The sequence below is a fragment of the Pseudomonas japonica genome, assembly GCF_900188455.1.
In the GTDB taxonomy this organism is placed as follows: Bacteria; Pseudomonadota; Gammaproteobacteria; order Pseudomonadales; family Pseudomonadaceae; genus Aquipseudomonas; species Aquipseudomonas japonica.
The window spans coordinates 290,149-313,195 of sequence record NZ_FZOL01000001.1 but is presented as its reverse complement, the minus strand read 5'-3'; the positions used below and the strand labels follow the sequence as shown (position 1 = coordinate 313,195).

16 protein-coding genes and 1 pseudogene are annotated in these 23,047 nt (G+C 65.3%); 12 read left to right on the top strand and 5 right to left on the bottom strand.

What is annotated here, in order from left to right; all coding sequences use genetic code 11:
• Window positions 1-151 precede the first annotated feature (151 nt).
• The 4 genes from CHB99_RS01370 to CHB99_RS01350 form a co-directional block, all read right to left on the bottom strand.
• Window positions 152-2,431 (bottom strand): acyl-CoA dehydrogenase family protein, encoded by a 2,280-nt coding sequence (locus CHB99_RS01370; protein WP_042122581.1) that lies wholly within the window; start codon window positions 2,429-2,431, stop codon window positions 152-154.
• Between the two features lie 215 nt (window positions 2,432-2,646).
• The gene (locus tag CHB99_RS01365; RefSeq protein WP_089266393.1) at window positions 2,647-3,975 is read right to left on the bottom strand and encodes an MFS transporter; all 1,329 of its coding nucleotides are present in this window, start codon (window positions 3,973-3,975) and stop codon (window positions 2,647-2,649) included.
• Between the two features lie 52 nt (window positions 3,976-4,027).
• The gene (locus CHB99_RS01360; protein ID WP_042122578.1) at window positions 4,028-5,098 is read right to left on the bottom strand and encodes a C45 family autoproteolytic acyltransferase/hydrolase; all 1,071 of its coding nucleotides are present in this window, start codon (window positions 5,096-5,098) and stop codon (window positions 4,028-4,030) included.
• 287 nt (window positions 5,099-5,385) lie between these two features.
• Entirely contained in the window at window positions 5,386-6,300 is a 915-nt protein-coding gene (locus tag CHB99_RS01350; protein WP_042122576.1) for a LysR family transcriptional regulator, read from the bottom strand.
• 214 nt (window positions 6,301-6,514) lie between these two features.
• On the opposite strand from CHB99_RS01350, the gene CHB99_RS01345 reads away from it, so the two are divergent.
• The 6 genes and pseudogenes from CHB99_RS01345 (at window position 6,515) to CHB99_RS01325 (ending at window position 15,434) form a co-directional block, all read left to right on the top strand.
• Complete coding sequence (locus CHB99_RS01345) at window positions 6,515-8,236, top strand: amidohydrolase (protein WP_042122574.1); 1,722 nt, start codon at window positions 6,515-6,517, stop codon at window positions 8,234-8,236.
• A 389-nt stretch (window positions 8,237-8,625) separates the two neighbouring features.
• Window positions 8,626-9,978, top strand: coding sequence for an APC family permease (locus CHB99_RS01340; RefSeq protein WP_042122572.1), 1,353 nt, complete (start codon window positions 8,626-8,628; stop codon window positions 9,976-9,978).
• A gap of 65 nt (window positions 9,979-10,043) precedes the next feature.
• Window positions 10,044-11,252: pseudogene (locus CHB99_RS30455) on the top strand (methyl-accepting chemotaxis protein); the annotation flags it as partial.
• Between the two features lie 102 nt (window positions 11,253-11,354).
• On the top strand, window positions 11,355-12,110 hold the full coding sequence (locus CHB99_RS30450; RefSeq protein WP_377698338.1) for a methyl-accepting chemotaxis protein: 756 nt from the start codon (window positions 11,355-11,357) through the stop codon (window positions 12,108-12,110).
• A 30-nt stretch (window positions 12,111-12,140) separates the two neighbouring features.
• Window positions 12,141-13,088 (top strand): cation diffusion facilitator family transporter, encoded by a 948-nt coding sequence (locus CHB99_RS01330; protein ID WP_042122569.1) that lies wholly within the window; start codon window positions 12,141-12,143, stop codon window positions 13,086-13,088.
• A gap of 615 nt (window positions 13,089-13,703) precedes the next feature.
• Window positions 13,704-15,434: a SulP family inorganic anion transporter gene (locus tag CHB99_RS01325; protein ID WP_042130598.1), complete on the top strand. Its 1,731-nt coding sequence runs from the start codon at window positions 13,704-13,706 to the stop codon at window positions 15,432-15,434.
• A 34-nt stretch (window positions 15,435-15,468) separates the two neighbouring features.
• On the opposite strand, the gene CHB99_RS01320 is transcribed toward CHB99_RS01325, so the two are convergent.
• Entirely contained in the window at window positions 15,469-16,104 is a 636-nt protein-coding gene (locus CHB99_RS01320; RefSeq protein WP_042130596.1) for a LysE family translocator, read from the bottom strand.
• A 126-nt stretch (window positions 16,105-16,230) separates the two neighbouring features.
• Between CHB99_RS01320 and CHB99_RS01315 the strand changes: the two genes are divergently transcribed.
• From CHB99_RS01315 to CHB99_RS29720, 6 genes are all read left to right on the top strand, one after another.
• Window positions 16,231-17,253, top strand: a complete 1,023-nt coding sequence (locus CHB99_RS01315; protein WP_042130594.1) for a DUF4917 family protein — start codon at window positions 16,231-16,233, stop codon at window positions 17,251-17,253.
• 90 nt (window positions 17,254-17,343) lie between these two features.
• Window positions 17,344-17,889: an RNA polymerase sigma factor gene (locus CHB99_RS01310; RefSeq protein WP_042130591.1), complete on the top strand. Its 546-nt coding sequence runs from the start codon at window positions 17,344-17,346 to the stop codon at window positions 17,887-17,889.
• Window positions 17,886-18,836, top strand: a complete 951-nt coding sequence (locus CHB99_RS01305; RefSeq protein ID WP_042130589.1) for a FecR family protein — start codon at window positions 17,886-17,888, stop codon at window positions 18,834-18,836. Before CHB99_RS01310 ends, CHB99_RS01305 begins: the two co-directional genes overlap by 4 nt.
• A gap of 279 nt (window positions 18,837-19,115) precedes the next feature.
• The gene (locus CHB99_RS01300; protein WP_042130588.1) at window positions 19,116-21,671 is read left to right on the top strand and encodes a TonB-dependent receptor; all 2,556 of its coding nucleotides are present in this window, start codon (window positions 19,116-19,118) and stop codon (window positions 21,669-21,671) included.
• Window positions 21,672-22,396: 725 nt separating this feature from the next.
• Window positions 22,397-22,648 carry a hypothetical protein gene (locus CHB99_RS01295; RefSeq protein ID WP_042123124.1) on the top strand — a complete coding sequence of 84 codons (252 nt, stop codon included), beginning with the start codon at window positions 22,397-22,399 and terminating at the stop codon, window positions 22,646-22,648.
• Window positions 22,649-22,804: 156 nt separating this feature from the next.
• Window positions 22,805-22,981 carry a hypothetical protein gene (locus CHB99_RS29720; RefSeq protein ID WP_156994710.1) on the top strand — a complete coding sequence of 59 codons (177 nt, stop codon included), beginning with the start codon at window positions 22,805-22,807 and terminating at the stop codon, window positions 22,979-22,981.
• Window positions 22,982-23,047 lie beyond the last annotated feature (66 nt).

Genomic DNA, 23,047 nt, shown 5'->3' with positions numbered 1-23,047 from the left:
CAAGGCCGCCCTCTCGCCATCCACGAGGTGGCGCGCGGCGCACGGCTTGTCTTATGCGATGAGCGAACTCAGTTTCAGGCCGATCATCGGTACATCGGCTGTTTGGTGATCATCCACTGACATACTTCATGAGTCATTGTTCGTCTCTGACTCAGCGCGGCAAACCCAGCCCGTACTGCGAAATCAAATTACGCTGGATTTCAGCGGTGCCGCCGCCTATGACTACCAGAATCGAGTAGCGCAGCAGTTGCTCGAACTTACCACCCGCGATTGCATCCGGTGCATCCTCGGACAAGATGGTCCCTGCACCTAGAATATCGAGTGCGGCTTCGCCTAACTGCTCCAGCAACTCACCCGTGTAGACCTTACTCATGGCTGCTTCATAGATGGGGGCTTTGCCTTTTTCGGCCGCGACTACACTGTTCATGAACAATTGTCGCCCTGCTTCGACCGCCGCAGCGAGTGCCCCGATGCGATCACGAACGGCTCCATTACTGCCCAGTTGCTCTTCGCCTTCACTTGTCATGCGTATGCACCGAACCAGTCGCTCAAACTCCGCTCGCGCGTTGGCAATGAAGCTCCCCATCATCATTCGCTCTGTGGCAAGAGCCGACCTCAAGATCTCCCAACCTTGATTGACATGACCAACAAGTGCACTCGCCGGTACTCGAACATTGTCAAAGAACTCCTGGCAGAACGTATGTCCATACATTGCCATCGATGGGCGAACAGTTATGCCTGGGCTATTCATCGGCACGATGAAAATGCTGATTCCTGCATGCGGCGATACTGCGTTCCGGTCGGTGCGCGCGGCCAGCCAAATGAAGTCTGCTTTCTCAGCGGCGGTTGTCCAGATCTTCTGGCCGTTAATTACCCACTCGTCACCGTCGCGCTCTGCCGTTGTTTGCATCGAGGCCAAATCAGAACCCGCCCCAGGTTCGCTGTAGCCGAGACAGAAGGTGATCTCTCCCGAGGCAAGCTTCGGGAGGAATTCGGATTGTTGCGCTCTCGAGCCGAAAGACATCAGTGCATGTGCCTGGATATCACCGCGGCCTCCCATCGGTGCACCTGCCATCTGGACTTCTTCCATGAAGGCAAGCTGCTCGTAGGGTGTGCGTCCCTGACCACCGTGTTCCTTGGGCCAACTCAGATTGTTCCAACCCTTGCGCCCCAAAAGCGCAGTGAAGCGGGTATCGAATCCCCACTCTTCATAGGGGCGCTCTTCACCACGCGTTTGGCTAGCGGCGTCCCAGTTCTCTTTCAACCAGCCCCGAACCTCATTGCGGAAGGCGTTACCTTCTGCCCCCAGGTCGTGCTCTGGAAGTGTCAGCCCTTGGTCAATCAGTGCGCGAGCCAGTTGTTCACGCGCGCGACGCACTCCGCCATGACGCGCCAGGTCCGCATGTACACGTCGAAAGTGTCGTGGCGCCTCATGCTCTTCCGAGTAGCCAATGGCCCCAAAGACGTGATGTGTCTCGATCGCCACCTGGCGCAATGCGGGACTGGAGAAAGCACGCGCGCAGGCACCGAGCGTTCGCCACTCCGCCAAACCGTAGTCGTAACTTTTGGCAGCGTTGTGCAACATCAAGCGCGCAGCCTCGAGCCCCATCAAGCTGTTCGCGAACTTATGTTGCAACGCCTGGAATCGGCCGATAGGTTGACCGAACTGATGTCGCTCCTTGGAGTACTCGACGGCCAAGTCGAAGCCTCGCTGGGCTGCACCCAGTGCGCGCGCCAACAAGGCAAGCCCGGCAATCTGATGCAGGTCTTCTGCTTGTTCGCATGAGAGCTCAAGCGCGCTTGCGGACTCCAGGTCGAAACGTGCAGTCGCCATGGGAGGGACTGCCAAACCAGGAGCTTCTTCAATGATTAGGCCTGGCGCATCGCGTGGCACGATCACCAGCATTGGTCCGGGTTCAGCAAGCACCAGCAGGTGGGTGGCGAATGCAGCGCCCTCAATAAATGCAGCTCGGCCTTGCAACTTCCCGTTGGTCAGTTGCAATCGCCCTGCATGCGGATCGCCATCGAAGCCAGCCAAGGCGAAGCTGACGGTAGCTTCGCCTTGATGAAGCGCGGTCAGCAGCGACACCGCCTCATCCGAATTGCTGCGCATGGACCCCAGGACAATGTTGGCAATCACCGCGTCTACAAGCGGTGCTGGGCACCCCGCGCGGCCCAACTCTTCCAGGGCCAGGACGATCTCCCGCAGACCACCTTCGGCAGGTTCACTGCCGAGACTCGTGAGACCTTGCTCAGCAAACTCCCGCCAAATCGACGCAATGGCGCGCGGGCTGGCTGCAAGCGCCAGCGCCTGATCGACGGGCCACAAGCGCATCAGTAATCGGCGCAGGCTTTCTTGCAGCATTCCTCGCTCTTCGTCGCTTGGCAAAACTTCATGCGAAGTTGAACTGGCACACTCATGCTTCAGCATTTCTTCCTCCTCCTCTTCCTATTCCTCTAAGCCGAGGAATAGTTGGTACCGAGGAATTTTGGCGATTTTCGAGGTGAACGCACCCCCCCTGGCGAGGGTTTTCGGCTAGCAAAACTCCGGAAATCCGTTTGATTCTGCGTGGACGCTTGACTACCGAAAGGTGCGCTGTCGAGTAGCCCGGCAACGCTTGGGCCATGCGAGAGGGCCCACGTCCCCTAGCCTTCCCTCGCCTGAAGACGCTCAGCGCCCGTCACCGCCGATTGTCCCTGCACATCGATCGCCTCCATGCTCAACTGCGATGTCTCGCGCAACAGCAACGAACACACCGCCACCAGCACCAGCGCCGCCGTCCCGTACCAGGCCACGCCCATCGGGTCGTGATCGGTGAGAATCAGGATCGCCGTGGCGATGCTCGACGCCGTTCCGCCACCCAGCGCGGCACCGATCTGGTAGCTGGCGGAAATGCCCGAGTAGCGCATGCTGCGTGGGAACTGCTCACCGAGAAACGCCGGGATCGGTCCCTGGGTCGCGCCCATCAAGGCTCCCGCCAGGCCGTAGGCGAACAGCGCGACGGTGAAACTCTTCATGCCGACCAGGCTGAAGAAAGCGAACAGTCCCAGGGCCATGACCAGTGCGCCGAAGACCATCACCGCGCGCCGCCCCAGACGGTCGCTCAGATGGCCGAACAACGGCGCCGACAGCACGATGGCCACCGACAGGGTGAGATCGAACATCAGCGCCTCGGTGCTGCCGTAGCCGACCTGGGTCGCATAGGTCAGGAAAAAGGTGCTGCCGATGTAGGCGATGGTGCAGTACCCGAAGGCGACTCCGGTGCACAGCAGCAACTGCCGCGGACGCTGGCGCAGCGCCTCGGCCAGCGGCGCGCGAACCGGTTCGGCAAGCGCGGGCGTGGCCGCGACCGGCATGCGCAGGCGGGCATACAGACCGATCAGCACCAGCGTGCCGCCGAGCCAGAACGGTATGCGCCAGGCGAAATCCACCAGGTTGTCGTCGGCCGCCGCGCTGACCACGGCGAACACCGCCGCGCCGAGAATCCCGCCGACACCGATGCCCATGCTGGTGAAACTGCCCCACAACCCGCGCCGTCCCGGCGGCGCCGATTCGATGCCGAACAACGCCGCACCGCCCCATTCGCCACCGGCGGCAAAACCCTGGACCAGACGCAGCAGCACCAGCAGGATCGGCGCCGCCACGCCGATGCTGGCGTGGCTCGGCAGGCAACCGATGAGGAACGTGCTCAGGCCCATGAGCAGCAGCGTGGTGACCAGCACCTTCTGCCGGCCGATGCGGTCACCGTAGTGACCGAACACCAGGCCGCCCAGCGGCCGGGCGAAGAACCCCGCGCCAAAGGCACTGAACGCCACCAGTGTCGCGGTGAGGTGATCGAGGTCGGGGAAGAACACCTGGGGAAACACCAGGGCGGCGGCGGTGCCATAGATGATGAAGTCGTAGAACTCCAGCGCGGTGCCCAGACCTGAAACGCAGAAGGTCCGCATTGCGGAGCGGGAAACTTGCACAGTCATTGTTGTTGTTCTCATTGACGGGTGCCGCCCTTGGCGGCGGCACCGGGTTGGCTCAGAAACGTTCGAAGCCGGCCTTGGCCAGGTGCAGCGGCGTGCCCGCCACGTATTCCAGCAGGCAACGCTGCGTGTCGATGCCCACGCTGAGCAGGGTTTCCCAGCGCTCGGTGCCAGGCAGGGAGAGGTCCGGGTGGAAGCAGATCGGCGCGCTGTCACCGGCGGCGCCGCACATGGCTTCGGCGCGGGCACGCAGGTCCGGGTTGTCCATCCCGGCGATCACCTGCTGCAGGTGGTCGAGGCGGCAGTGGGTATCGGCACGGTCCGCCACCTGCTCGCCGAGGCTGAGCTGCGGATCGAGGAAATGATTGGTGTGCAGCAGCCAGCCGTCCTCGCGAGGCAGGACCAGCGCGGTGCGCTGCGGGCTCATCTCGATGCTCACTGCCCGCGGGCTGCGGTCTTCGCGGGAAAACACGGTCAATACCGTGGAGGCGCTGACCCGCGCCGAACGCACCAGCTCGATGGCCTCATCGACGCTGCTCGCTTCTTCCAGCACGCGGCGGGCAATGGCATGCACCGGCACGCCGCCGCCGTCGTGGTCGCTGGCGTGATGCAGGATATTGAAATGCAGGCCCAGACCGGCGCTGTTCACCCCCAGCTTGGCCAGCATGCCGAACTCGCAGAACAGCTTCACCTGCATGCCACGCGCGGTGTGCAAGTCGAGCATCAGGCCGTGGGGGCACAGGCAGTCGTGCCAGTCCCAGGTCTGCAGGGTGCGCGGTGCCTGCGCGCCGGGCGGGGCGAAGACAGTGGTGGAGCATTCGCTGTGGCGGGTGCGCGCGGCGAGGACTTCGGTGCGGGCGTTCAGGCTTGCCAGTTGCCACAGCGGGACCGCGGCGCCCTTGGCCATGCCGATGACTTCCGCTGCCAGCCCCGGGCTCCAGGCTTGCAGCGCGGCCAGGCTGTTGTCGCCGATGCGCTCGGCGTCACCCAGGGACACGCCGACCTGGGGAAAGAAATCCAGGTAGAGGCCGGTGGTGTGGCGGATCTGCTCGGCGAAACGCTCACCGATCTCGCGGCCACGTTCGAGGGGGTCGCGGATCTCGCTGACGAGGGTATGAATCTTCACTGCGGGTAGCTCCTGTGGAAAGCGCCATCTGTGCTGTCCGGGAAAGAATCACGCTCGGACGTGCAGGGGCAGACTATCCAGCGGGGCGGCAGGGATCATCGTCAGAGAGCGCACAACTTTTGTGCCGGATTGGAACAGATCGGACATGCCCTCGCACAATCCCTGTAGGAGCGAGGCTTGCCCGCGAAGGACCGCAACGCGGTCCCCGATTGCGGTGAGGTCTGGGACCGCCCTGCGGTCCTTCGCAGGCAAGCCAGCTCCTACAAAGTTCGGCGGGAAAACCAATCTCACTCCAACCCCTGCCCCCGCAACTGCTCATGCAACAAGGCAATGAACGCCTGCACCTTGCGCGTGTTGCGCCGGTGCGGCAGGTACAGCACATGCACCCAGGGCCCGAACCCACTGACCGAACGCCAGTACTCCGGCATCACCTCGACCAGTTCGCCGCGACTCAGGTACGGCGCCGCCGCCCAGGTCGGCACGAACTGCAGGCCCTGGCCATCGAGCAGGCAGGCCAGGAGAAAATCGAAGTTGTCACTCAGCAGCCGCGGGGTCGGCTGGCGCACCCGGATCGTCTGGCCGTCCTGCTCGATCCACCAGTGGCCACGGTTGATCAGCGGATGGCGCAACAGCAGCCAGTCGTGCCGGGCATAGCTGTCCAGGGTGATGGCCTCGTCGTTGCGCGCCAGGTACGCGGGGCTGGCGCACAGCACCACGCGGTTCTCGATCAGCGGCTGGGCGATCAGTTCCGGCTGGTCGGTAGGACCGTCGCGCAGCGACAGGTCGTAACCGCCATCGATCAGGTCTTCGTTGGCATCGTTCAGGTTCACGTCCAGGCGCACCTGCGGATGCTCGCGCAGGAAGCGGCAGCACACCTGGTTGAGAAACGCCGGCCCGAACGACGGCGGCGCGGTGATGCGCAGGGTGCCGCGCAGTTCGTGCTGCAGTTGCTGCACCTCCTCGGTCACCCGTTGCAGGTGCATCAGCGCCTGGCGCGCGCCCTCCAGGTAGCGCGCACCGGCCTCGGTCAGGGCCATGCGCCGGGTGGTGCGTTCGAACAGGCGCACGCCCAGCTCGCTTTCCAGATGGGCGACGGCCTTGGTCACCGCCGAAGGAGTCTTGCCCAGTTGCTCCGCCGCGCGGCTGAAACTGCCGTGATCGGCGGCGGCGACGAAGATGGTCAGGGCCGTCATCTTGTCCATGGTTGCTTCCTGGTGGGCACAAAAGAACAGAGGGAAAACACCCGAGTATTGGCCGCGCTGGCAAAACCGGCAAATGGCATTGCTGCGCGCTGCCCTTGCACCACGGCAATTGATTTTTTCCCCAAGGCAAAAAAAGTTGTGCCGGCCCGTGCGTTTAACTGCCCTCGCCGCCTGACTAGGCTGCGCCCATCACCACCAACGATAAGGGCCTTGCATGAACCGCTTCCTGACCATCGCGCTCGGCGCCAGCCTGGCCTGCAGCGCACTGCCGAGTGTCGCGGCCGTCGACCTGATCCTGCACAACGCCCGGGTCTACACCGCCGAACCGGGCCAGCCCTTGCAGCAGGCGGTCGCGGTGGACGGCGCGCGGATCGTCGCGGTGGGCTCGGACCAGACGGTACTGGGCCTGAAGACCGAGACCACGCGGGTCATCGACCTGGGCGGCAAGCTGTTGCTGCCCGGCATGCTCGACTCCCACTCCCACGCCATCAAGGGCGGCCTGCAGAGGGAGCTGGCCGACCTCGCGGGCGAGCAACTGCCCCTCGACGAACTGGAACGCCGCCTGCGCCAGTGGCGCGACGACGGCAAGGCGCGGCGGGGAGAATTCCTCAGTGTCGCCGGCCTGCCGGTGAGCTACTGGGACGATATCGCCGCCCTCGAACAACGCTTCAACCACGGCGAATGGGCCACGCAGCCGGTGCTCTTCGCCGCCAACGACATGCACACCGGCTGGGCCAACCAGGCCCTGCTGCAGCGCGCCGGTATCGACGCCAGGCGCATCGCCGCGCTGCCGGCCGAGTCCCGCAACACCATCGGCCAGCACGCCGACGGCAGCCCCAACGGCTTTCTCGTCGATGCCGCGCTGTACCCGGTCAGCGACCTGCTCCCGCCGCTGTCCCGCGAGACCTTGCTGAGGGCCGGACGCCAGGCCCTGGAATACTCGAAACAGCTGGGAATCACCGGCTGGATGGACCCGCTGGCCAACGAGCTGCCCGGCGCCGATGTGCGCAACGACTCGCTGGGGGTGTTGCCGGTGTACCGGGAACTGGCCGAGAACGGCGAGCTGACCGCCCACGTCGCGGCCCTGCTGATGGCCGACGCCAAGGCCGGCCCCGCCGACCTGGACGAACTGGACAAGGTGCGCCAGCAGTTTCTCGGCGTGCCCAATCTCACCCTGCCGGGGATCAAGGTCTTCGCCGATGGCGTCGCGGAGATGCCGGCGCAGAGCGCGGCGATGCTGGAGCCTTACCGCAACTCCGGGCAGCGCGGCGAGCTGTTGCTCGATCCCGCGCATTTCGGCGAACTGGTCAGCGCTGCCGACGCCCGCGGCTGGCTGGTGCATGTCCACGCCATCGGTGACCGCGCGGTACGCACCGCCCTCGACGGTATCGAACAGGCGCGCCGCGAGCGCAACAGCGGCATTCCCCACTCCATCACCCACCTGCAACTGGTCAACCCGCGGGAATACGCGCGGTTCAAGCAGCTCGACGTGATCGCCTCGATGCAGCTGTACTGGGCCGCCGCCGACGCCGCCAACCTCGACCTGGTCAAACCCTACGTGAGCGCCATGGCCTTCCAGCACACCTTCCCGGCGCGCTCGCTGCTCAAGCACGGCGCGACCATCGCCGGCGCCAGCGACTGGCCGATCAGCACCCCGGAACCCTGGAAGGCCATCTACCAGGCGATCACCCGCGAGGGCCCGAAAGGCGTGCTGAATGCCGACGAAGCCATCGACCGGCAGACCATGCTCCAGGCCTACACCCTGAATGCCGCGCGGGCGATGCGCCTGGAGCAGAGCATCGGCTCGCTCGCGCCGGGCAAGCAGGCCGACATGATCGTGCTCGACCGCGACGTGCTCAGTGTCGACGCGCGAGCGCTGCGCGACACCCGCGTGGAGCAGACCTGGTTCGCCGGGAAACTGATCTATGCGCGCTGAACAGAGCGTCAATTTTTACGGACAGAAAAATCCTTGTTCCGACCGAAAATGTCGTCGCCGCGATGAAAACCGCGGAAAAGAGCGATGGAAATTCATGAAAGAAAAATAATGTAACGATTTACTTGACACAATCCAGCCAGATCGTTTCTTATTTTTCCCACCTTGCCCAGCGCCCGATAAGGAAAAACAACAGCGCCGCTGCCTGACGCCCCGGCGTCCGCGCGCCTGCGCGTCGCTTTTCCGTTTCGGTCCTGCCAGTGACATCGGCGCCTCGCCCGCGCCAACCCCAGCTCCGACATAAAAGGTGAACAATATGGAGCCCACCCGCTCGACCTTGCCGTGCCCGTCGCACACCCCGTCCGTGGTCCCGCCGCAGGAGCATCGCCCGCATGCAGCCTGAGCAAAGCGCCCACAGCAACGTCCAACTCCGCAAGTCCCTGCGCCTGTGGCAGGTGGTGATCATCGGCCTGGCCTACCTCACCCCGATGACCGTGTTCGACACCTTCGGCATCGTTTCCGGCCTCACCGCCGGCCATGTGCCCAGCGCTTACGTCCTGGCCCTGCTGGGCATCCTGTTCACCGCGCTGAGCTACGGCATCCTGGTGCGGCATTTCCCGCAATCGGGCTCGGCGTACACCTACACCCAGCGTGCGATCAATCCCCACGTCGGCTTCCTGGTGGGCTGGTCGTCGCTGCTGGATTACCTGTTGCTGCCGATGGTCAACGCCCTGCTGGCCAAGCTCTACCTGTCGGCGATGTTCCCCGAGGTGCCGGAATGGACCTGGGTCGTCGGCTTCGTCACCCTGATCACCCTGATCAACATCCGCAGCATCAACCTGGTGGCCAACTTCAACGTCCTGTTCGTCGCCGTGCAGGTGGTGATCATGGCGGTGTTCGTCTACCTGTGCCTGCGCGGCCTGAACCAGGGTGAAGGCCAGGGCACCGCCTGGACCCTGCTGCCCTTCGCCGACGACAAGACCCAGCTCGGCGCGCTGATGGCCGGGGCGACCATCCTGTGTTTCTCCTTCCTCGGCTTCGACGCGGTGACCACCCTGTCGGAGGAAACCCACCAGCCGGAAAAAGTCATTCCCAGGGCGATCTTCCTCACCGCCCTGATCGGCGGCGCGGTGTTCATCCTCACGTCGTTCTTCATCCAGGCCTATTTCCCGACCATGGAGCGCTTCCAGGACCATGAAGCGGCCCTGCCGGAAATCGCCCTGTACGTCGGCGGCAAGCTGTTCCAGTCGATCTTCATCGCCTGCACCGTGATCAACACCATCGCCTCGGGCCTGGCCTCGCAGACCAGCGTGTCGCGCCTGCTGTACGTGATGGGCCGCGACAAGGTGATCCCGCAAGGCCTGTTCGCCCGCCTGCACCCACGCTTCAAGACGCCGGTGCTGAATCTGCTGGTGGTCGCGTTCATCTCGCTGTCGGCGATCTTCTTCGACCTGGTCACCGCCACCTCGATCATCAACTTCGGCGCGCTGGTGGCGTTCAGCTTCGTCAACCTGTCGGTCATCAGCCACTGCTACATCCGCCAGGGCCTGAACCAGGGCCTGGCGAACAAGCTCAAGCACCTGGCGCTGCCCACCATCGGCTTCTGCATCATCGCCGTGCTGTGGCTCGACCTGAACGAGCATTCCCTGCTGTTCGGCGGCATCTGGGCGCTGTGCGGCGTGCTGTACCTGGCCTGGCTGACCAAGTCGTTCCGGGTCGCGCCACCGAGTTACCTCGCCGAGTGAGACCGCCTGTCGAGCACGCCCGCGAATTCCGCGGGCGTCGTTCATGACCGAGAAGGAAACCCCTCATGCTCCCGCGCCGCCTGTCCATCCAGTGGAAGATCATCCTCCTCGCCGGCCTGTGCCTGCTGGCCATCGTCGTGGTCCTCGCGGTCACCTCGCTGACCCAGTCGCGGCGCAGCGCCGCCGAGGTCTTCGCCGCCAATACCCAGTTGCTCGAAGACAACGCCCGCCTGCGCCTGCAGGCCCACGGCGAGACCCAGGCACTGCGCATCCAGCGCTATTTCATGGACGCCTGGCAGTACGGCAACGGCTTCGCCCGCCTGGCCCAGGTGCTGCGCCAGCGCGCTGACGGCGACCTGCGCCCGGCCCTGGTGGAGCAGGCCCGCGCGGCACTGGCCGGCAATCGCGATCTGATCGGTCTGTTCCTGGTGTTCCAGCCCAATGGCCTGGACCGCCAGGACGCCCGCTTCGTCGGCGATGCCGCGCGGGGCAGCAACGACAGCGGCCGCTTCTCGCTGTACTGGTCGCGCAATACCGCCGGCGAACTCGAAGCGGAAGCCATGCCCGAAGCCATGCTGGCCGATGCCAGCATCGGCGCCAACGGCTCGCCCTACAACCGCTGGCTGACCTGCCCGCTGGAAACCGCGAAGCCCTGCGTGGTCGATCCCTATTTCGACGAGGTCAACGGCAAGCAGGTGCTGATGACCAGCATCGCCCTGCCCCTGCTGGACAACGGCAAGGTGGTCGGGGTGATCGGCCTGGATATCGGCCTCGACAACCTGCAGCAACTGGCCCTCGACGGACGCAAGGAACTCTTCGCCGGCCAGGGCCAGGTCAGCATCGTCAGCCCCGCCGGCCTGCTGGCCGGGCACAGCGCCGATGCCGGGCAATTGGGCAAGCCGCTGCAGGCGACCGTGGAAAACGGTCTGATGCGGGTCGCCCGGCCCTTCGCGCCGATCCCCGACGCCGCGCCCTGGCAAGTGCTGCTGGAACTGCCGCAAGCCGTGCTGCAGGCACCGGCCATCGAGCTCAACCAGCACCTCGACGCGAGCAACCGCAGCGCCAACCTGAGCAATCTGCTGATCGCCCTGGTGACGGCCCTGGCCGGCCTGGTCCTGATCTGGCTGACCGCCCGCGGCGTGACCCGGCCGATCCTCGCCGTGGCCGAGCGCCTGCGCGAGATCGCCAGCGGCGACGGCGACCTGACCCAGCGCCTGGACTATGCCCGCGACGACGAACTGGGCCAGCTCAGTGCCTGGTTCAACCGTTTCCTCGACAAGCTGCAGCCGGTGATCGTCCAGGTCAAAGGCTCGTTGCAGGAAGCCCGTGGCACCGCCGACCAGTCCGCCGCCATCGCCAGCCAGACCAGCGACGGCATGCAGCAACAGCAGCGCGAGATCGAACAGGTCGCCACCGCCGCCAACGAAATGAGCGCCACCGCCCACGACGTGGCGAACAACGCGGCGCAGGCGGCCCAGGCCGCCCGCGGCGCCGACCAGGCCAGCCGCGAGGGGCTGGCGCTGGTCGGCAATACCCGCCAGGCCATCGACCAGTTGGCCGCCGACATGGACCTGGCCATGGAGCGGGTCCAGGCCCTGGCCGGCCGCAGCGAACAGATCGGCTCGGTGCTGGAAGTGATCCGCGCCATCGCCGAGCAGACCAACCTGCTCGCCCTCAACGCCGCCATCGAGGCGGCCCGCGCCGGCGAAGCGGGACGCGGCTTTGCCGTGGTCGCCGACGAAGTGCGCAACCTGGCCCAGCGTACGCAGGTGTCGGTGGAAGAAATCCGCCAGGTGATCGAAGCTCTGCAGAGCGGCACCCAAGGCGTGGTCGAGGCCATGCACGATGGCCAGCGCCAGGCCAGGGACAGCGTCACCCGCATGGAACAGGCGGTGCCGGCCCTGCAACGGGTCGGCGAGGCGGTCACGGTGATCAGCGACATGAACCTGCAGATCGCCTCCGCCGCCGAGGAACAGAGCGCCGTGGCCGAGGAGGTCAACCGCAATGTCGCCGGCATTCGCGACGTGACCGAATCGCTGTCCGGCCGGGCCGACGAGTCGGCGCGCATCAGCCAGGCACTGAATCGCCTGGCCAACCAGCAGCAGGCGCTGATGGAGCAATTTCGGGTCTGATGGCCTGGCGTTTCAATAAGGAGTTCCGTTGTGGCAACACGCTTTTTCGACCTGACCGACGAGCAGGGGGTACTGCGTACCTCCATCGCCGTCACCCTGTTCATCGCCGTGATCGGCATTGTCTTCGGCATCGCTTCGGGGTCGTTCTCGATCGTCTTCGACGGCGTCTACTCCATGGTCGACGCGAGCATGAGCGGCCTGTCCCTGGTGGTGGTGCGGCTGATCACCGCGCATACCCGCAGCGCCCATATGTCGCGCAAGCTGCGCGAGCGTTTCAGCATGGGCTTCTGGCATCTGGAACCGATGGTCCTGGCGTTGAACGGCATCCTCCTCACCGGGGTGGCGATCTATGCACTGATCAACGCCGTGCTCAGCCTGCTGGAAGGCGGGCGCGAACTGGAGTTCGGCGTGGCCCTGGTGTATGCGCTGGTCACCGTCTGCGCCTGCCTGACCATCGCCGTGCTGGAGGCCCGGGCCAATCGCCGGATCAACTCGGACTTCGTGCGCATGGACGTCAGGGGCTGGGTGATGTCGGCCAGCATCACCGCGGCGCTGCTGGTCGCCTTCTGCGTCGGCATCGCGGTGCAGGGGACCGAGTGGGAATGGATCTCGCCCTATATCGACCCGGCGGTGCTGGGGCTGGTGTGCCTGGTGATCATCCCGCTGCCGCTGTCGGTGATCCGCCAGGCCCTGGCGGACATGTTCCTGGTGACCCCGGGGGATCTCAAGCAGCATGTCGACGACGTGGCGCAGGCCTTCGTCGAGCGGCACAGCATGCTGTCGTACCGGGCCTACGTGGCCAAGGTCGGGCGCTCGCGGGAGATCGAGCTGTACTTCATCGTGCCCAGGACCATGGCGGCGCGGAACATCGCCGAGTGGGATGCCTGGCGGGACGAGATCGGCAACGCGATTGGCGGTGAAGGACCGGATCGCTGGCTGACCGTGGTGTTCACCGGGGATCCGGAGTGGGCTGAGTAACCCATTGCTCTTTCGGGCCTCATCGCTGCATGGGTATCTACACAACTCTGAAAACCTTGCGGAAACCGCATAAAGGCCGCCAAGTGCCTGTCTTGAGCCTTGCAGCGCCCTCCAGATCGAGCGCCGCCCGCGCGGCGCATCGCGGGCAAGGCCCGCTCCCACATCTTTTGCAACGTGCCATGGCCTGTGGGATTTGAGTTGTCAGCCTTTGTTTTTTCGGCGATGCATCGCGGGGAGGCTGTTGGGCTCGACTCGGTATCGAGTCGAACCAACAAGACGGTCAACCATGGCCTGTCAGGCATAGGTACGTTGCAACCGATGTGGGAGCGGGCATTGCCCGCGATGCGCCGCGCGGGCGGCGCTCGATCTTCAGAGCGCTGCAAGACTCAAGACAGGCACCTGGCGGCCTTGATGCGATTCCCCGCCAAGCCTTCAAAGATGTGTAGATACCCATGCAGCGATGAGGCCGGTACAGGCACCCTGAATTGGCCTCCCGGCGCAACACCGGGTACGATGCTGGCCAAATGCCCCCAGCCACCCCGACCTTCTTCCCTGAAGCGCCGGATGCCGGGCTTTTGCGCTAGCGTCTGTCAGATACATCAAAAGGACCTGAACATGTTTCTTTCCCGCTGGCTTCCGGGCCTGGCCAACCTGCTGCATTACCGTCGCGAATGGTTCCGCCCGGATGTGCAGGCCGGCCTGTCGGTGGCCGCCATCCAGATCCCCATCGCCATCGCCTACGCCCAGATCGCCGGCCTGCCGCCGCAGGTAGGCCTGTACGCATGCATCCTGCCGATGATCGTCTACGCCCTGGTGGGCAGTTCGCGGCAACTGATGGTCGGCCCCGACGCCGCCACCTGTGCCATGGTCGCCGGGGCCATCGCACCGCTGGCCATGGGCGACCCGGACCGCCTGCTGCAACTGTCGGTGGTGGTCACGGTGCTGGTCGGCCTGATGCTGATCTGCGCCGGGGTGGCCCGCGCCGGGTTCATCGCCAGCTTCTTCTCCCGGCCGATCCTCATCGGCTACCTCAACGGCATCGGCCTGAGCCTGCTGGCCGGGCAACTGGGCAAGGTGGTCGGCTTCAAGATCGAGGGCAACGGCTTCATCCTCAGCATGATCAACTTCTTCGAACGGCTCGGCGAAATCCACTGGCTGACCCTGGCCATCGGCCTGGCCGGCCTGGCCATGCTGATCTGGCTGCCACGGCGCTTCCCGAAACTGCCCTCGGCCCTGGTGACGGTGGCGGTGTTCACCCTGATCGCCGGGGTCTTCGGTCTCGACAGCCACGGTGTGGCGGTGCTCGGCCATGTCCCCGGCGGCATGCCGGAACTGGCCTGGCCGCAGACCTCGCTGGAAGAAATGAAAAGCCTGCTGCGCGACGCCCTGGGTATTGCCACCGTGAGTTTCTGCAGCGCCATGCTCACCGCCCGCAGCTTCGCCGCGCGGCACGGCTATGCGATCAACGCCAACCACGAGTTCGTCGCCCTCGGCGTGTCCAACCTGGCCGCTGGCGTATCCCAGGGTTTCGCCATCAGCGGCGCCGACTCGCGCACCGCGGTCAACGACATGGTCGGCGGCAAGAGCCAGCTGGTGGGCATCGTCGCCGCGCTGGTGATCGCCGTGATCCTGATGTTCTTCACCGCACCCATGGCCTGGATTCCCCAGGCGGCGCTGGGCGCGGTGCTGCTGATGGCGGGCTGGGGCCTGATCGACGTGCAGTCGCTGCGCAAGATCTGGACGCTGAGCCGCTTCGAGTTCTGCCTCTGCGTGTTCACCACCATCGGCGTGCTCGGCGTCGGGGTGCTGCCGGGGATCATCATCGCCGTGACCCTGGCGGTCCTGCGCCTGCTCTACAGCATCTACCAGCCCACCGACGCGGTGCTCGGCTGGGCCCCGGGGATCGAGGGCCAGGTCGACATCAGCCAGCACAAGGATGCGCACACCGTACCGGGGCTGGTGGTGTACCGCTTCGACGACGCGATCCTGTTCTTCAACGCCGACTACTTCAAGATGCGCCTGCTCGAAGCGGTCCAGCGCGAGCCGGAACCGAAGGCGGTGCTGTTCGATGCCGAGGCGGTGAGCAGCATCGATGTCAGTGGCATCGCGGCGTTGCGCGAAGTGCGCGATACCTTGAATGCGCAAGGGATCGAGCTGGGCATCGCGCGGGCCAGGGGCGCCTTCCTGCGCATGCTGGTGCGCTCGGGGCTGGCCCGGGAGATGGAGAATCACCTGCTGTATGGCTCGGTGCGCGCGGGGATCCGGGCGTATCGGTTGTGGCGCAACAAGGTAAGGCGCGACGAGGCGGATCAGTCGCGGGTCAAGACGACGCCGGTATTGCCCTGAGATAGCCGGGACCGCAACGCGGTCCCGGAGGGCTTCACCCCCGTCGCGGCACCAGCCCCGGCAGCGCATGCATCAGCGCATTGACGGCAAACCCGATGAACATCAACCCGCAGGCCCGGGTGATCCACAGCTCATAGCGGGTATACAGGGTGCGCACCTGCCGCGCCCCGACCAGCACGATCAGGATCAGGTAGGCCAGCAAGCCACCCAGGAAACTCAGCGCGATCAACGCCGGCAGCATCGACCAGTCCAGGGCTTCGGCACGGCTGGAAAGCAGCGCGGTGAAGGTCGCCACCGCCACCGGGTAGGCCTTGGGGTTGGTCAGGCCGAACACCACGCCATGCCAGAACGGCTGGCGCACCGCGCCCTGTTCGGCGGCATCGCCCGGCCGGCTGCGCAACGCGCGCCAGCCGAGCCAGAACAGATACAGGCCGCTGATCACGCCGAGGATGTCGAACACCGAGCTGCCGATCTGCCGCGCGCCGACGATGGCCACCAGCGCGGTGCTGCACCACAGCACATCGCCGAGCAGATGACCGCAGAGGAATCCGGCGCCGGCGCGACGGCCCCGGGTCGCGCCGATGCCCAGCACGGCGAGCACGCCGGGGCCGGGAGTGATGCCATAGATAAAGCCGGAAGCGAGCACGGCGAAGAGCAGCGAGAGGGTCATGAAAACGGCATCCGGATCGGTTGGACGTCGCAGTCTACGCCGCCTCCAGGGCAGCCGGCCAGTTTCCGTGCCAGCCGTGATAAAGTCGCGCCCTGCCGATTTGCCACCGCTGCCTGCGAGAACACCATGCCCGCCGATTTCGACGCCTCCCTCGCCACCTGGCCGGACCTCGCGGCCCGCCACCCGTGCTCCGGCCTGCTCCTGGGCAATGGCGCGAGCCGGGCGATCTGGCGGCCGTTCAGCTATTTCTCGCTGTTCGAGCTGGCCCAGCGGGTGCGCAACAAACCGCTGGGGGTCAGCGACCAGGCGCTGTTCAAGTCGCTGGGCAGCGAGCTGTTCGAACCCGTGCTCAGCGCCCTCAACACCACGGTGCGGGTCAACGCCGCGCTGGCGATCGGCGCCTCGGCGCCGCTGAACCGCTACTACGCGATCAAGGAAGCGCTGATCCACGCCGTGCGCAGCGTGCATATCCCCTGGAAGCTGCTGCCCGCGAGCACCCTGGCCGCGATCAATGTCGAGCTGCGCAACTACCGCAGCGTGTTCTCCGGCAACTACGACCTGCTCTGCCACTGGGCGGTGAGCCAGGCGCCGGAGGGTTTCCAGCCACTGTTCGACGAGGACGGCCACTTCGATGTCAGCCGCACTGCCGGCAGCGGCACGCGCCTGCACTACCTGCATGGCGGCCTGCACCTGCTGCGCACCGAGAACGGCCGTACGCGCCAGCGCGGCGCCCATGGCAGCCAGTTGCTCGACGGCTTCGCCATCAACACCCCCGGCGATGTGCCGCTGTTCGTCAACGAATGCACCAGCGAGCACAAGCTGCGGGCGATCCGCAGCTCCGACTACCTGACCTGGAGCTACGCCGCCCTGGCCGCCCACGACCAGGGCCTGTGCATTTTCGGCCATCACCTGGACCGCGCCGACCGCCATCTGCTGCGCGCCATCCAGCAGGCCCGACCGGCCCATGTGGCGATCTCGATCCTGCCCCTGAGCGAAGCGGCCATCGTCAGCCAGAAGCAGCATTACGCAGCCATCTTCGAAGAAACACCGGAGATCGCGGTGCATTTCTTCGATGCCTCGACCCATCCGCTGGGGCGTCCCGAGCTCAATGTGCCCGCCCCTGCCGCGATCACCCGGCGGCGCCGCTGAGGGCGTTGCGGTGTTGAAAACCCATAGCAAATAACAATAATTCTCGATAACATCCGCGACCTTTCTCTCCGGTCTCCCTGGAAAGTTCGCATGCAGCGCCCCAAACCCGACCGCTTCGCGCAGGATGCCTGCCACGGTTTCTACGCCGATATCCTGCATTTCCTGCGCAAGCGCACGGACAGCGCCAGCGATGCCGCGGACATGACCCAGGACGTCTTCACCCAGTGGCTCGGCTACCGCGACAAGGCCAGGGTGGATCAGCCGCGCGCCTTTCTGTTCCAGATGGCACGCAACCTGCTGCGCGATCACTGGCGGCGGCAGAAAGTCCGCCATGAAGTGCTCGACGAGCAGGCCGATGCCCGCGAGGACGAGCGGGCCAGCGAGGCCCCAGGCTCCGACCCGCTGGCCGGCGCGCAGCGTCTGCAACGCCTTGAACAGCTGAAGATTGTCCTCGCCGAACTCTCGCCGCGTCGCCGTGAAGCCCTTATGCTGCACCGCTTCGAAGGCTTGAGTCAGGCGCAGATCAGTGAACGCATGGGGATTTCCATCAGCATGGTGGAGAAACATATCGCCGCCGCGCTCCTGTACTGCAAGCAGCGCCTGGACAGTGACAACGTTGCGGAGCAAGCGGAATGACCCTACCTGACATGGACAACCGTTCGCTCGACGCCCAGGCCGCGAGCTGGTTCACGCGCAATCGCAACGACCATTCGCGGAGCACGCGCAAGGCCTTCGCCCACTGGCTGGAACAACCCGGCCACGCCCAGGCCTACCGGCAGTTCGAACACCTGTGGGACGACCTCGCCGCGCTCAAGGAACTGAACCGCCCCGTGCCGTTGCGCCCACGCAAGAAGGCGTACTGGCGTCCGGCGCTGGCCACCGCGGCGGCGCTGCTGTGCACCCTGATGGCCGGCAACCCGGGCAGCACCCCGACGCCCTGGCAGCGCGAACTGACGAGCCAGGACGGGCGAGCGGGCAGCGTCACCCTGCCCGACGGCAGCCGCCTCGAACTCAATGCCAATACCCGCCTGCGCCTCGACTTCGACGCCGAGCGCCGGGTGATTCACCTGCAGCAGGGCCAGGTCTACCTGGACGTGGCGCCGGACAAGGAGCGCCCGCTGTTCGTCGATGCCGGCACGGCGCGGGTACGGGTGGTCGGCACCGCCTTCGACCTGCGTCGTGGCCAGCGCGAACTGGTGCTCAGCGTGGCCCACGGCCAGGTGGCCTTCGAAACCCCGGGCGAGCGGCGCGAACCGCTGCTGCTGGGGGCCCGCGAACGCGCGGTGTACAACCTCGCCCGCGGCGACCTGAGCCGGCAGACCCTGAGTGATGCCGAAGTGGCCGACTGGCGCGGTGGCCATGTGTCGTTCCGCAACCGCGAGCTGGCCAGCCTGGTGGACGAGCTTTCGCTGTATCGCCCGGCCGCCGTGCTGTTGGCCGACCCGGCGCTGGCCGGCTACAAGGTCTCGGGCAATCTCGATGTGCATGATCCGGATGCCTTGCTCAATGCCTTACCGGCGCTGCTGCCGGTGAAGACCGTGGCACTGGCGGATGGGCGGCTGCGGATCGAGCGTCGCAAATAAAACCACACTGCCCCTCCCCCCACCGTAGGAGCGCGGCTTGCCCGCGAAAGGACCGCAAAGCGGTCCCAGAACCCTGATTGGCCGGGCTGGGACCGCTGCGCGGTCCTTTCGTGGTGGTTCGTCACACGACAAGCCGCGCTCCTACGGGGGACGTGACCGTCAAAAACCTGAGAATATTTTTCATTCGCATGTGAGGGTTTTCCCGCGCCCCGCGTCTTCCTCCCCGACTGCGCCGTCGACACCGTCTTTTTTTGGCCTTTGGCCGTAGTGGGGGAATTCATGTTTCGTGCGTTTCGAGCTTCCAAGCCATCGCTGCTTGCCGTGTGCCTGGCCCTGAGCCTGCAGGCCCAGGCCGCACCCGTGCAGTTGCAATTGCCGGCGCAGCCGCTGGCCACTTCGCTGAGCCAGGTGGCACAGCAGGCCAAGGTGCAACTGCTGTTCGACGAGGCGCTGCTGCGCAACGTCTCGGCCCCGGCCCTCAACGGCCAGTTCAGCGCCGAGGAGGCCATCACCCGCCTGCTGGCCAGCAGTGGCTTCACCCTGGTCAAGGTCGGCAGCACCTACGTGGTGCGGGCCAAGGACAGCGAAACCACGCCCGCCGGCAACGCCAACACCAGCATCCAGCTCGGCGCCATGAGCATCGTCGGCAACGGCCAGGAAGTGACCCCGGCCACCGTCGGCCGCTCGACCCTGACCCAGCGCGACATCGACCGCGAACAGGCGAACAACGTCCCCAGCCTGCTGAGCACCCTGCCCGGCGTGGAAATGGGTGGCTCCATGCTGCCCGGCGGGCAGACCATCAACATCTGGGGCATGGGCGACGCCGAGGACGTGCAACTGACCGTCGACGGCGCCACCAAGACCGGTTTCGAGCGCTACCAGCAAGGCACGATGTTCATCGAGCCGGAACTGATCAAGAGCATCGAGGTGGAGAAAGGCCCGCACTCGCCCTTCGTCGGCAACGCCGGCCTGGGCGGCAGCGTGCACATGACCACCAAGGATGCCCCGGACCTGCTCCAGGAAGGCCGCGACAGCGGCGCCATGCTCAAGTACGGCTACTCCAGCAACGACCATCAGCAGGTGTACAGCTCGGCGCTGTTCGGCCGCACCGAAGACCGCCGCATCGACGGCCTGGTCTACCTGACCAAGCGTGATGGCGACGACTTCAAGCTGGCCTCATCGTTGCCCGACGAGCGCAACCAGTACCCGATCAATCCCAAGCGCCTGCCCGACAGCGCCCAGGACCTGGAAGGCGGTCTGTTCAAGCTGAACGTCCAGTTCGACGAGGAACAGTCCCTCGGCCTGTCCTACTCGCGCTCGAAGAACGAACGCATGACCCGCTACTCGTCGACCAACTACGCCACGCCGCCGACCCAGGCCAACATCGACCGCTACGGCTACGACGAAGCGATCCGCCGCTACCTCGCCCACCGCGAGACCCTCGACACCACCTGGTCGGCCAAGTACCGCTACCAGCCGGTGGACAATCCGCTGGTCAACCTGGAGGTGAAGTACTCCGAGTCCGATGTCGACCAGACCGACAAACGCAGTGCCACGGCGTTCTTCCAGCTCGCCAGCGGCGGCCGGCGCATGCAGACCGACTACAAGGACCGCAATTTCGAAGTGCGCAACACCGCCCAGTTCGATACCGGCGCGCTGCAGCACTCGCTGACCACCGGTGTCGAACTGCACCGCCATGTCCGCGAGACCGAAATGTGGATGCCCGGCGCCACGTACAACACCAGGAACTACAACTACGGCCACTTCCAGCCGGGGTTCATGCCCCACGGCAAGGTCGACACCAACAGTGCCTACGTGCAGGACGCCATCACCCTCGGCCAGGTGACCATCACCCCGTCGCTGCGCTACGACCATGTGCGCAACCGCGGTGAGCAGAACGACGCGCCGTACTACAACGTCGCCGCCGCCGGGCATGACTATGGCGCCAAGACCTACACCGGCTGGTCGCCGCGCCTGTCGCTGTTCTGGCGGGCCACCGACGATACCGCGTTCTTCGCCGACTACTCGAAGACCTGGCGCGCACCGGTGATCGACGAGCAGTACGAGGTGCAGAGCGCGGCCAGCACGCGCAGCGCCACCAGTCGCGACCTCGACCCCGAGCGCATCACCGCCCTGCGCGCCGGCAACGTCACCGACTTCTCCGGACTGTTCACCGGCGACGACAACCTGCAGGTGCGCACCACCCTGTTCCACAACAAGGTCAAGGACGAGATCTTCAAGAACCTGGGTGTCGAATGCCAGGCGCAGAACGTGGTCGGCGGCAGCATCGGCAAGACCTGCGGCAACTACCTGATCGGCAACTACCGCAACCTCGACGGGGTGACCTACAAGGGCTTCGAGGTGGAGAGCTTCTACGACTCGACCTACCTGTTCGGCACCCTGTCCTACACCTGGATGACTGGCAAGCACGAAGGTGCCTACACCAACCCGTGGGCTCGGGATGTCTGGGCCCAGGATGTGCCGGCGCCGAAGTGGGTGGCGCGCCTGGGGGTGAAGATTCCCCAGTGGGATGCCGTGGTCGGCTGGAAAGGCCTGTGGGTCCGCCAGACCGATCGCCTGCCCAGCGACAAGTACGGCCCGGGCGACCTGGGCAGTGCTTCGGGTGACACCTTCTTCGACCATCGCGCCAACGACGCCTACAACGTCCAGGGCCTGTTCGCCAGCTGGAAGCCGCAGCAGCCGTACCTGAAGGGCACCGAGGTCAACTTCACCCTGGACAACATGTTCAACCGCGATTACGCGCCGATGCTCAGCGACGACAACGTGTACAGCGTGGGGCGCAATGCCAAGGTGAGTGTGACGCGGTTCTTCTGACACCAGTGCCTGTCTTGAGCCCTGCAGCGCCCTCCAGATCGAGCGCCGCCCGCGCGGCGCATCGCGAGCTCGCTCGCTCCTACATTTTTTGCAACGTACCTATGCCTGACAGGCCATGGTTGACCGCCTTGTTTGCACGACGCGGTATCGTGTCGACCCGAAAGGCTTCCCCGCGATAAATCGACAAGCGACAAAGGCTGGCGACGCCTATCCCACAGGCCATGGCACGTTGCAAAAAATGTAGGAGCGAGCGTGCTCGCGATGCGCCGCGCGGGCGGCGCTCGATCTTCAGAGCGCTGCAACACTCAAGACAAGCACCTGACCGCCTTGATGCAGTTTCCCGCCAGACCAGCAAATTTGCGTAGATACACATGCGGCAATGACACCATTGAAAACAGCAAAAACCTGTCGCATTCCGCCACGAAAATTCACCCATCTCCGACTTTCTTGTAGGCAATTTCCCAAGCATACTCCCCGCCCCCGCCTGGCGGTTGCGTCCTGTGGAAACGCTGCCTAATCTCCGCCGGTCGTTGCCAAATCAACGACCGGATTAGCAGTCCGAACAGCACTAGACCCTCCAGCACCTGTTATGGCGGCTGTATGTGTGGGCACCTTCGGGTGCGCCGGGTTCTAGTGCCCTCGGTCTGCTAACCCGCATACAGTCGCCACCCATTCGTTTAGCGGCGAAGCGTGGCGACTCCAGTCAACCGGCACTAGGAGTCACCATGAAGAAGATCGTCCCCGATCCACCCCCCACGCTCTCCCTCCGCCCCGGCCTCACCCACGACCAGGCCATACGCATCGCCGACCAGCACCTGGACAGCGCCATCCGCGCGCTCTACCTGCTCCCGCTGCAACCGATGCCAAGCAACCAGGACCTGCTCACCGGCGCCCAGCTCGACCTGAAGATCGGCAAGGCGCTGGCACCTTTCATGGCGGCTGTATGTGTGGGCACCTTCGGGTGCGCCGGGTTCTGACGTCCTCGGTCTGCTACCCGCATACAGTCGCCACCCATTCGTTAGCAGCGAAGCGTGGCAACTCCCTCTGGAAGACGTCAGGAGTCACCATGAAAAAGCGCGTCCCCGATCCCCCCCGCGTTCTCCCTCCGCCCCGGCCTCACCCACGACCAGGCCGTGCGCATCGCCGACCAGCACCTGGACAGCGCCATCCGCGCGCTTTACCTGCTTCCGCTGCAACCGATGCCAAGCAACCAGGACCTGCTCACCGGCGCCCAGCTCGACCTGAAGATCGGCAAGGCGCTGCTGTCCGTCGCCCTGGCCAGATCCACCGTGAGCATCCCAATCGACTGACCTACACTTCGAAAACGACCCGACACCCGTCGGGTTCTTCCTTCCGCGTCCTGGCAGAGTCGTCCC

What these genes read in the sequence shown, in the direction of transcription:
- CHB99_RS01370 (WP_042122581.1), bottom strand. Translation starts at nt 2,431, where the DNA reads ATGCTGAAGCATGAGTGTGCCAGTTCAACTTCGCATGAAGTTTTGCCA.
- CHB99_RS01365 (WP_089266393.1), bottom strand. Translation starts at nt 3,975, where the DNA reads ATGACTGTGCAAGTTTCCCGCTCCGCAATGCGGACCTTCTGCGTTTCA.
- CHB99_RS01350 (WP_042122576.1), bottom strand. Translation starts at nt 6,300, where the DNA reads ATGGACAAGATGACGGCCCTGACCATCTTCGTCGCCGCCGCCGATCAC.
- CHB99_RS01345 (WP_042122574.1), top strand. Translation starts at nt 6,515, where the DNA reads ATGAACCGCTTCCTGACCATCGCGCTCGGCGCCAGCCTGGCCTGCAGC.
- CHB99_RS01340 (WP_042122572.1), top strand. Translation starts at nt 8,626, where the DNA reads ATGCAGCCTGAGCAAAGCGCCCACAGCAACGTCCAACTCCGCAAGTCC.
- CHB99_RS30450 (WP_377698338.1), top strand. Translation starts at nt 11,355, where the DNA reads ATGCAGCAACAGCAGCGCGAGATCGAACAGGTCGCCACCGCCGCCAAC.
- CHB99_RS01325 (WP_042130598.1), top strand. Translation starts at nt 13,704, where the DNA reads ATGTTTCTTTCCCGCTGGCTTCCGGGCCTGGCCAACCTGCTGCATTAC.
- CHB99_RS01320 (WP_042130596.1), bottom strand. Translation starts at nt 16,104, where the DNA reads ATGACCCTCTCGCTGCTCTTCGCCGTGCTCGCTTCCGGCTTTATCTAT.
- CHB99_RS01315 (WP_042130594.1), top strand. Translation starts at nt 16,231, where the DNA reads ATGCCCGCCGATTTCGACGCCTCCCTCGCCACCTGGCCGGACCTCGCG.
- CHB99_RS01310 (WP_042130591.1), top strand. Translation starts at nt 17,344, where the DNA reads ATGCAGCGCCCCAAACCCGACCGCTTCGCGCAGGATGCCTGCCACGGT.
- CHB99_RS01305 (WP_042130589.1), top strand. Translation starts at nt 17,886, where the DNA reads ATGACCCTACCTGACATGGACAACCGTTCGCTCGACGCCCAGGCCGCG.
- CHB99_RS01300 (WP_042130588.1), top strand. Translation starts at nt 19,116, where the DNA reads ATGTTTCGTGCGTTTCGAGCTTCCAAGCCATCGCTGCTTGCCGTGTGC.
- CHB99_RS01295 (WP_042123124.1), top strand. Translation starts at nt 22,397, where the DNA reads ATGAAGAAGATCGTCCCCGATCCACCCCCCACGCTCTCCCTCCGCCCC.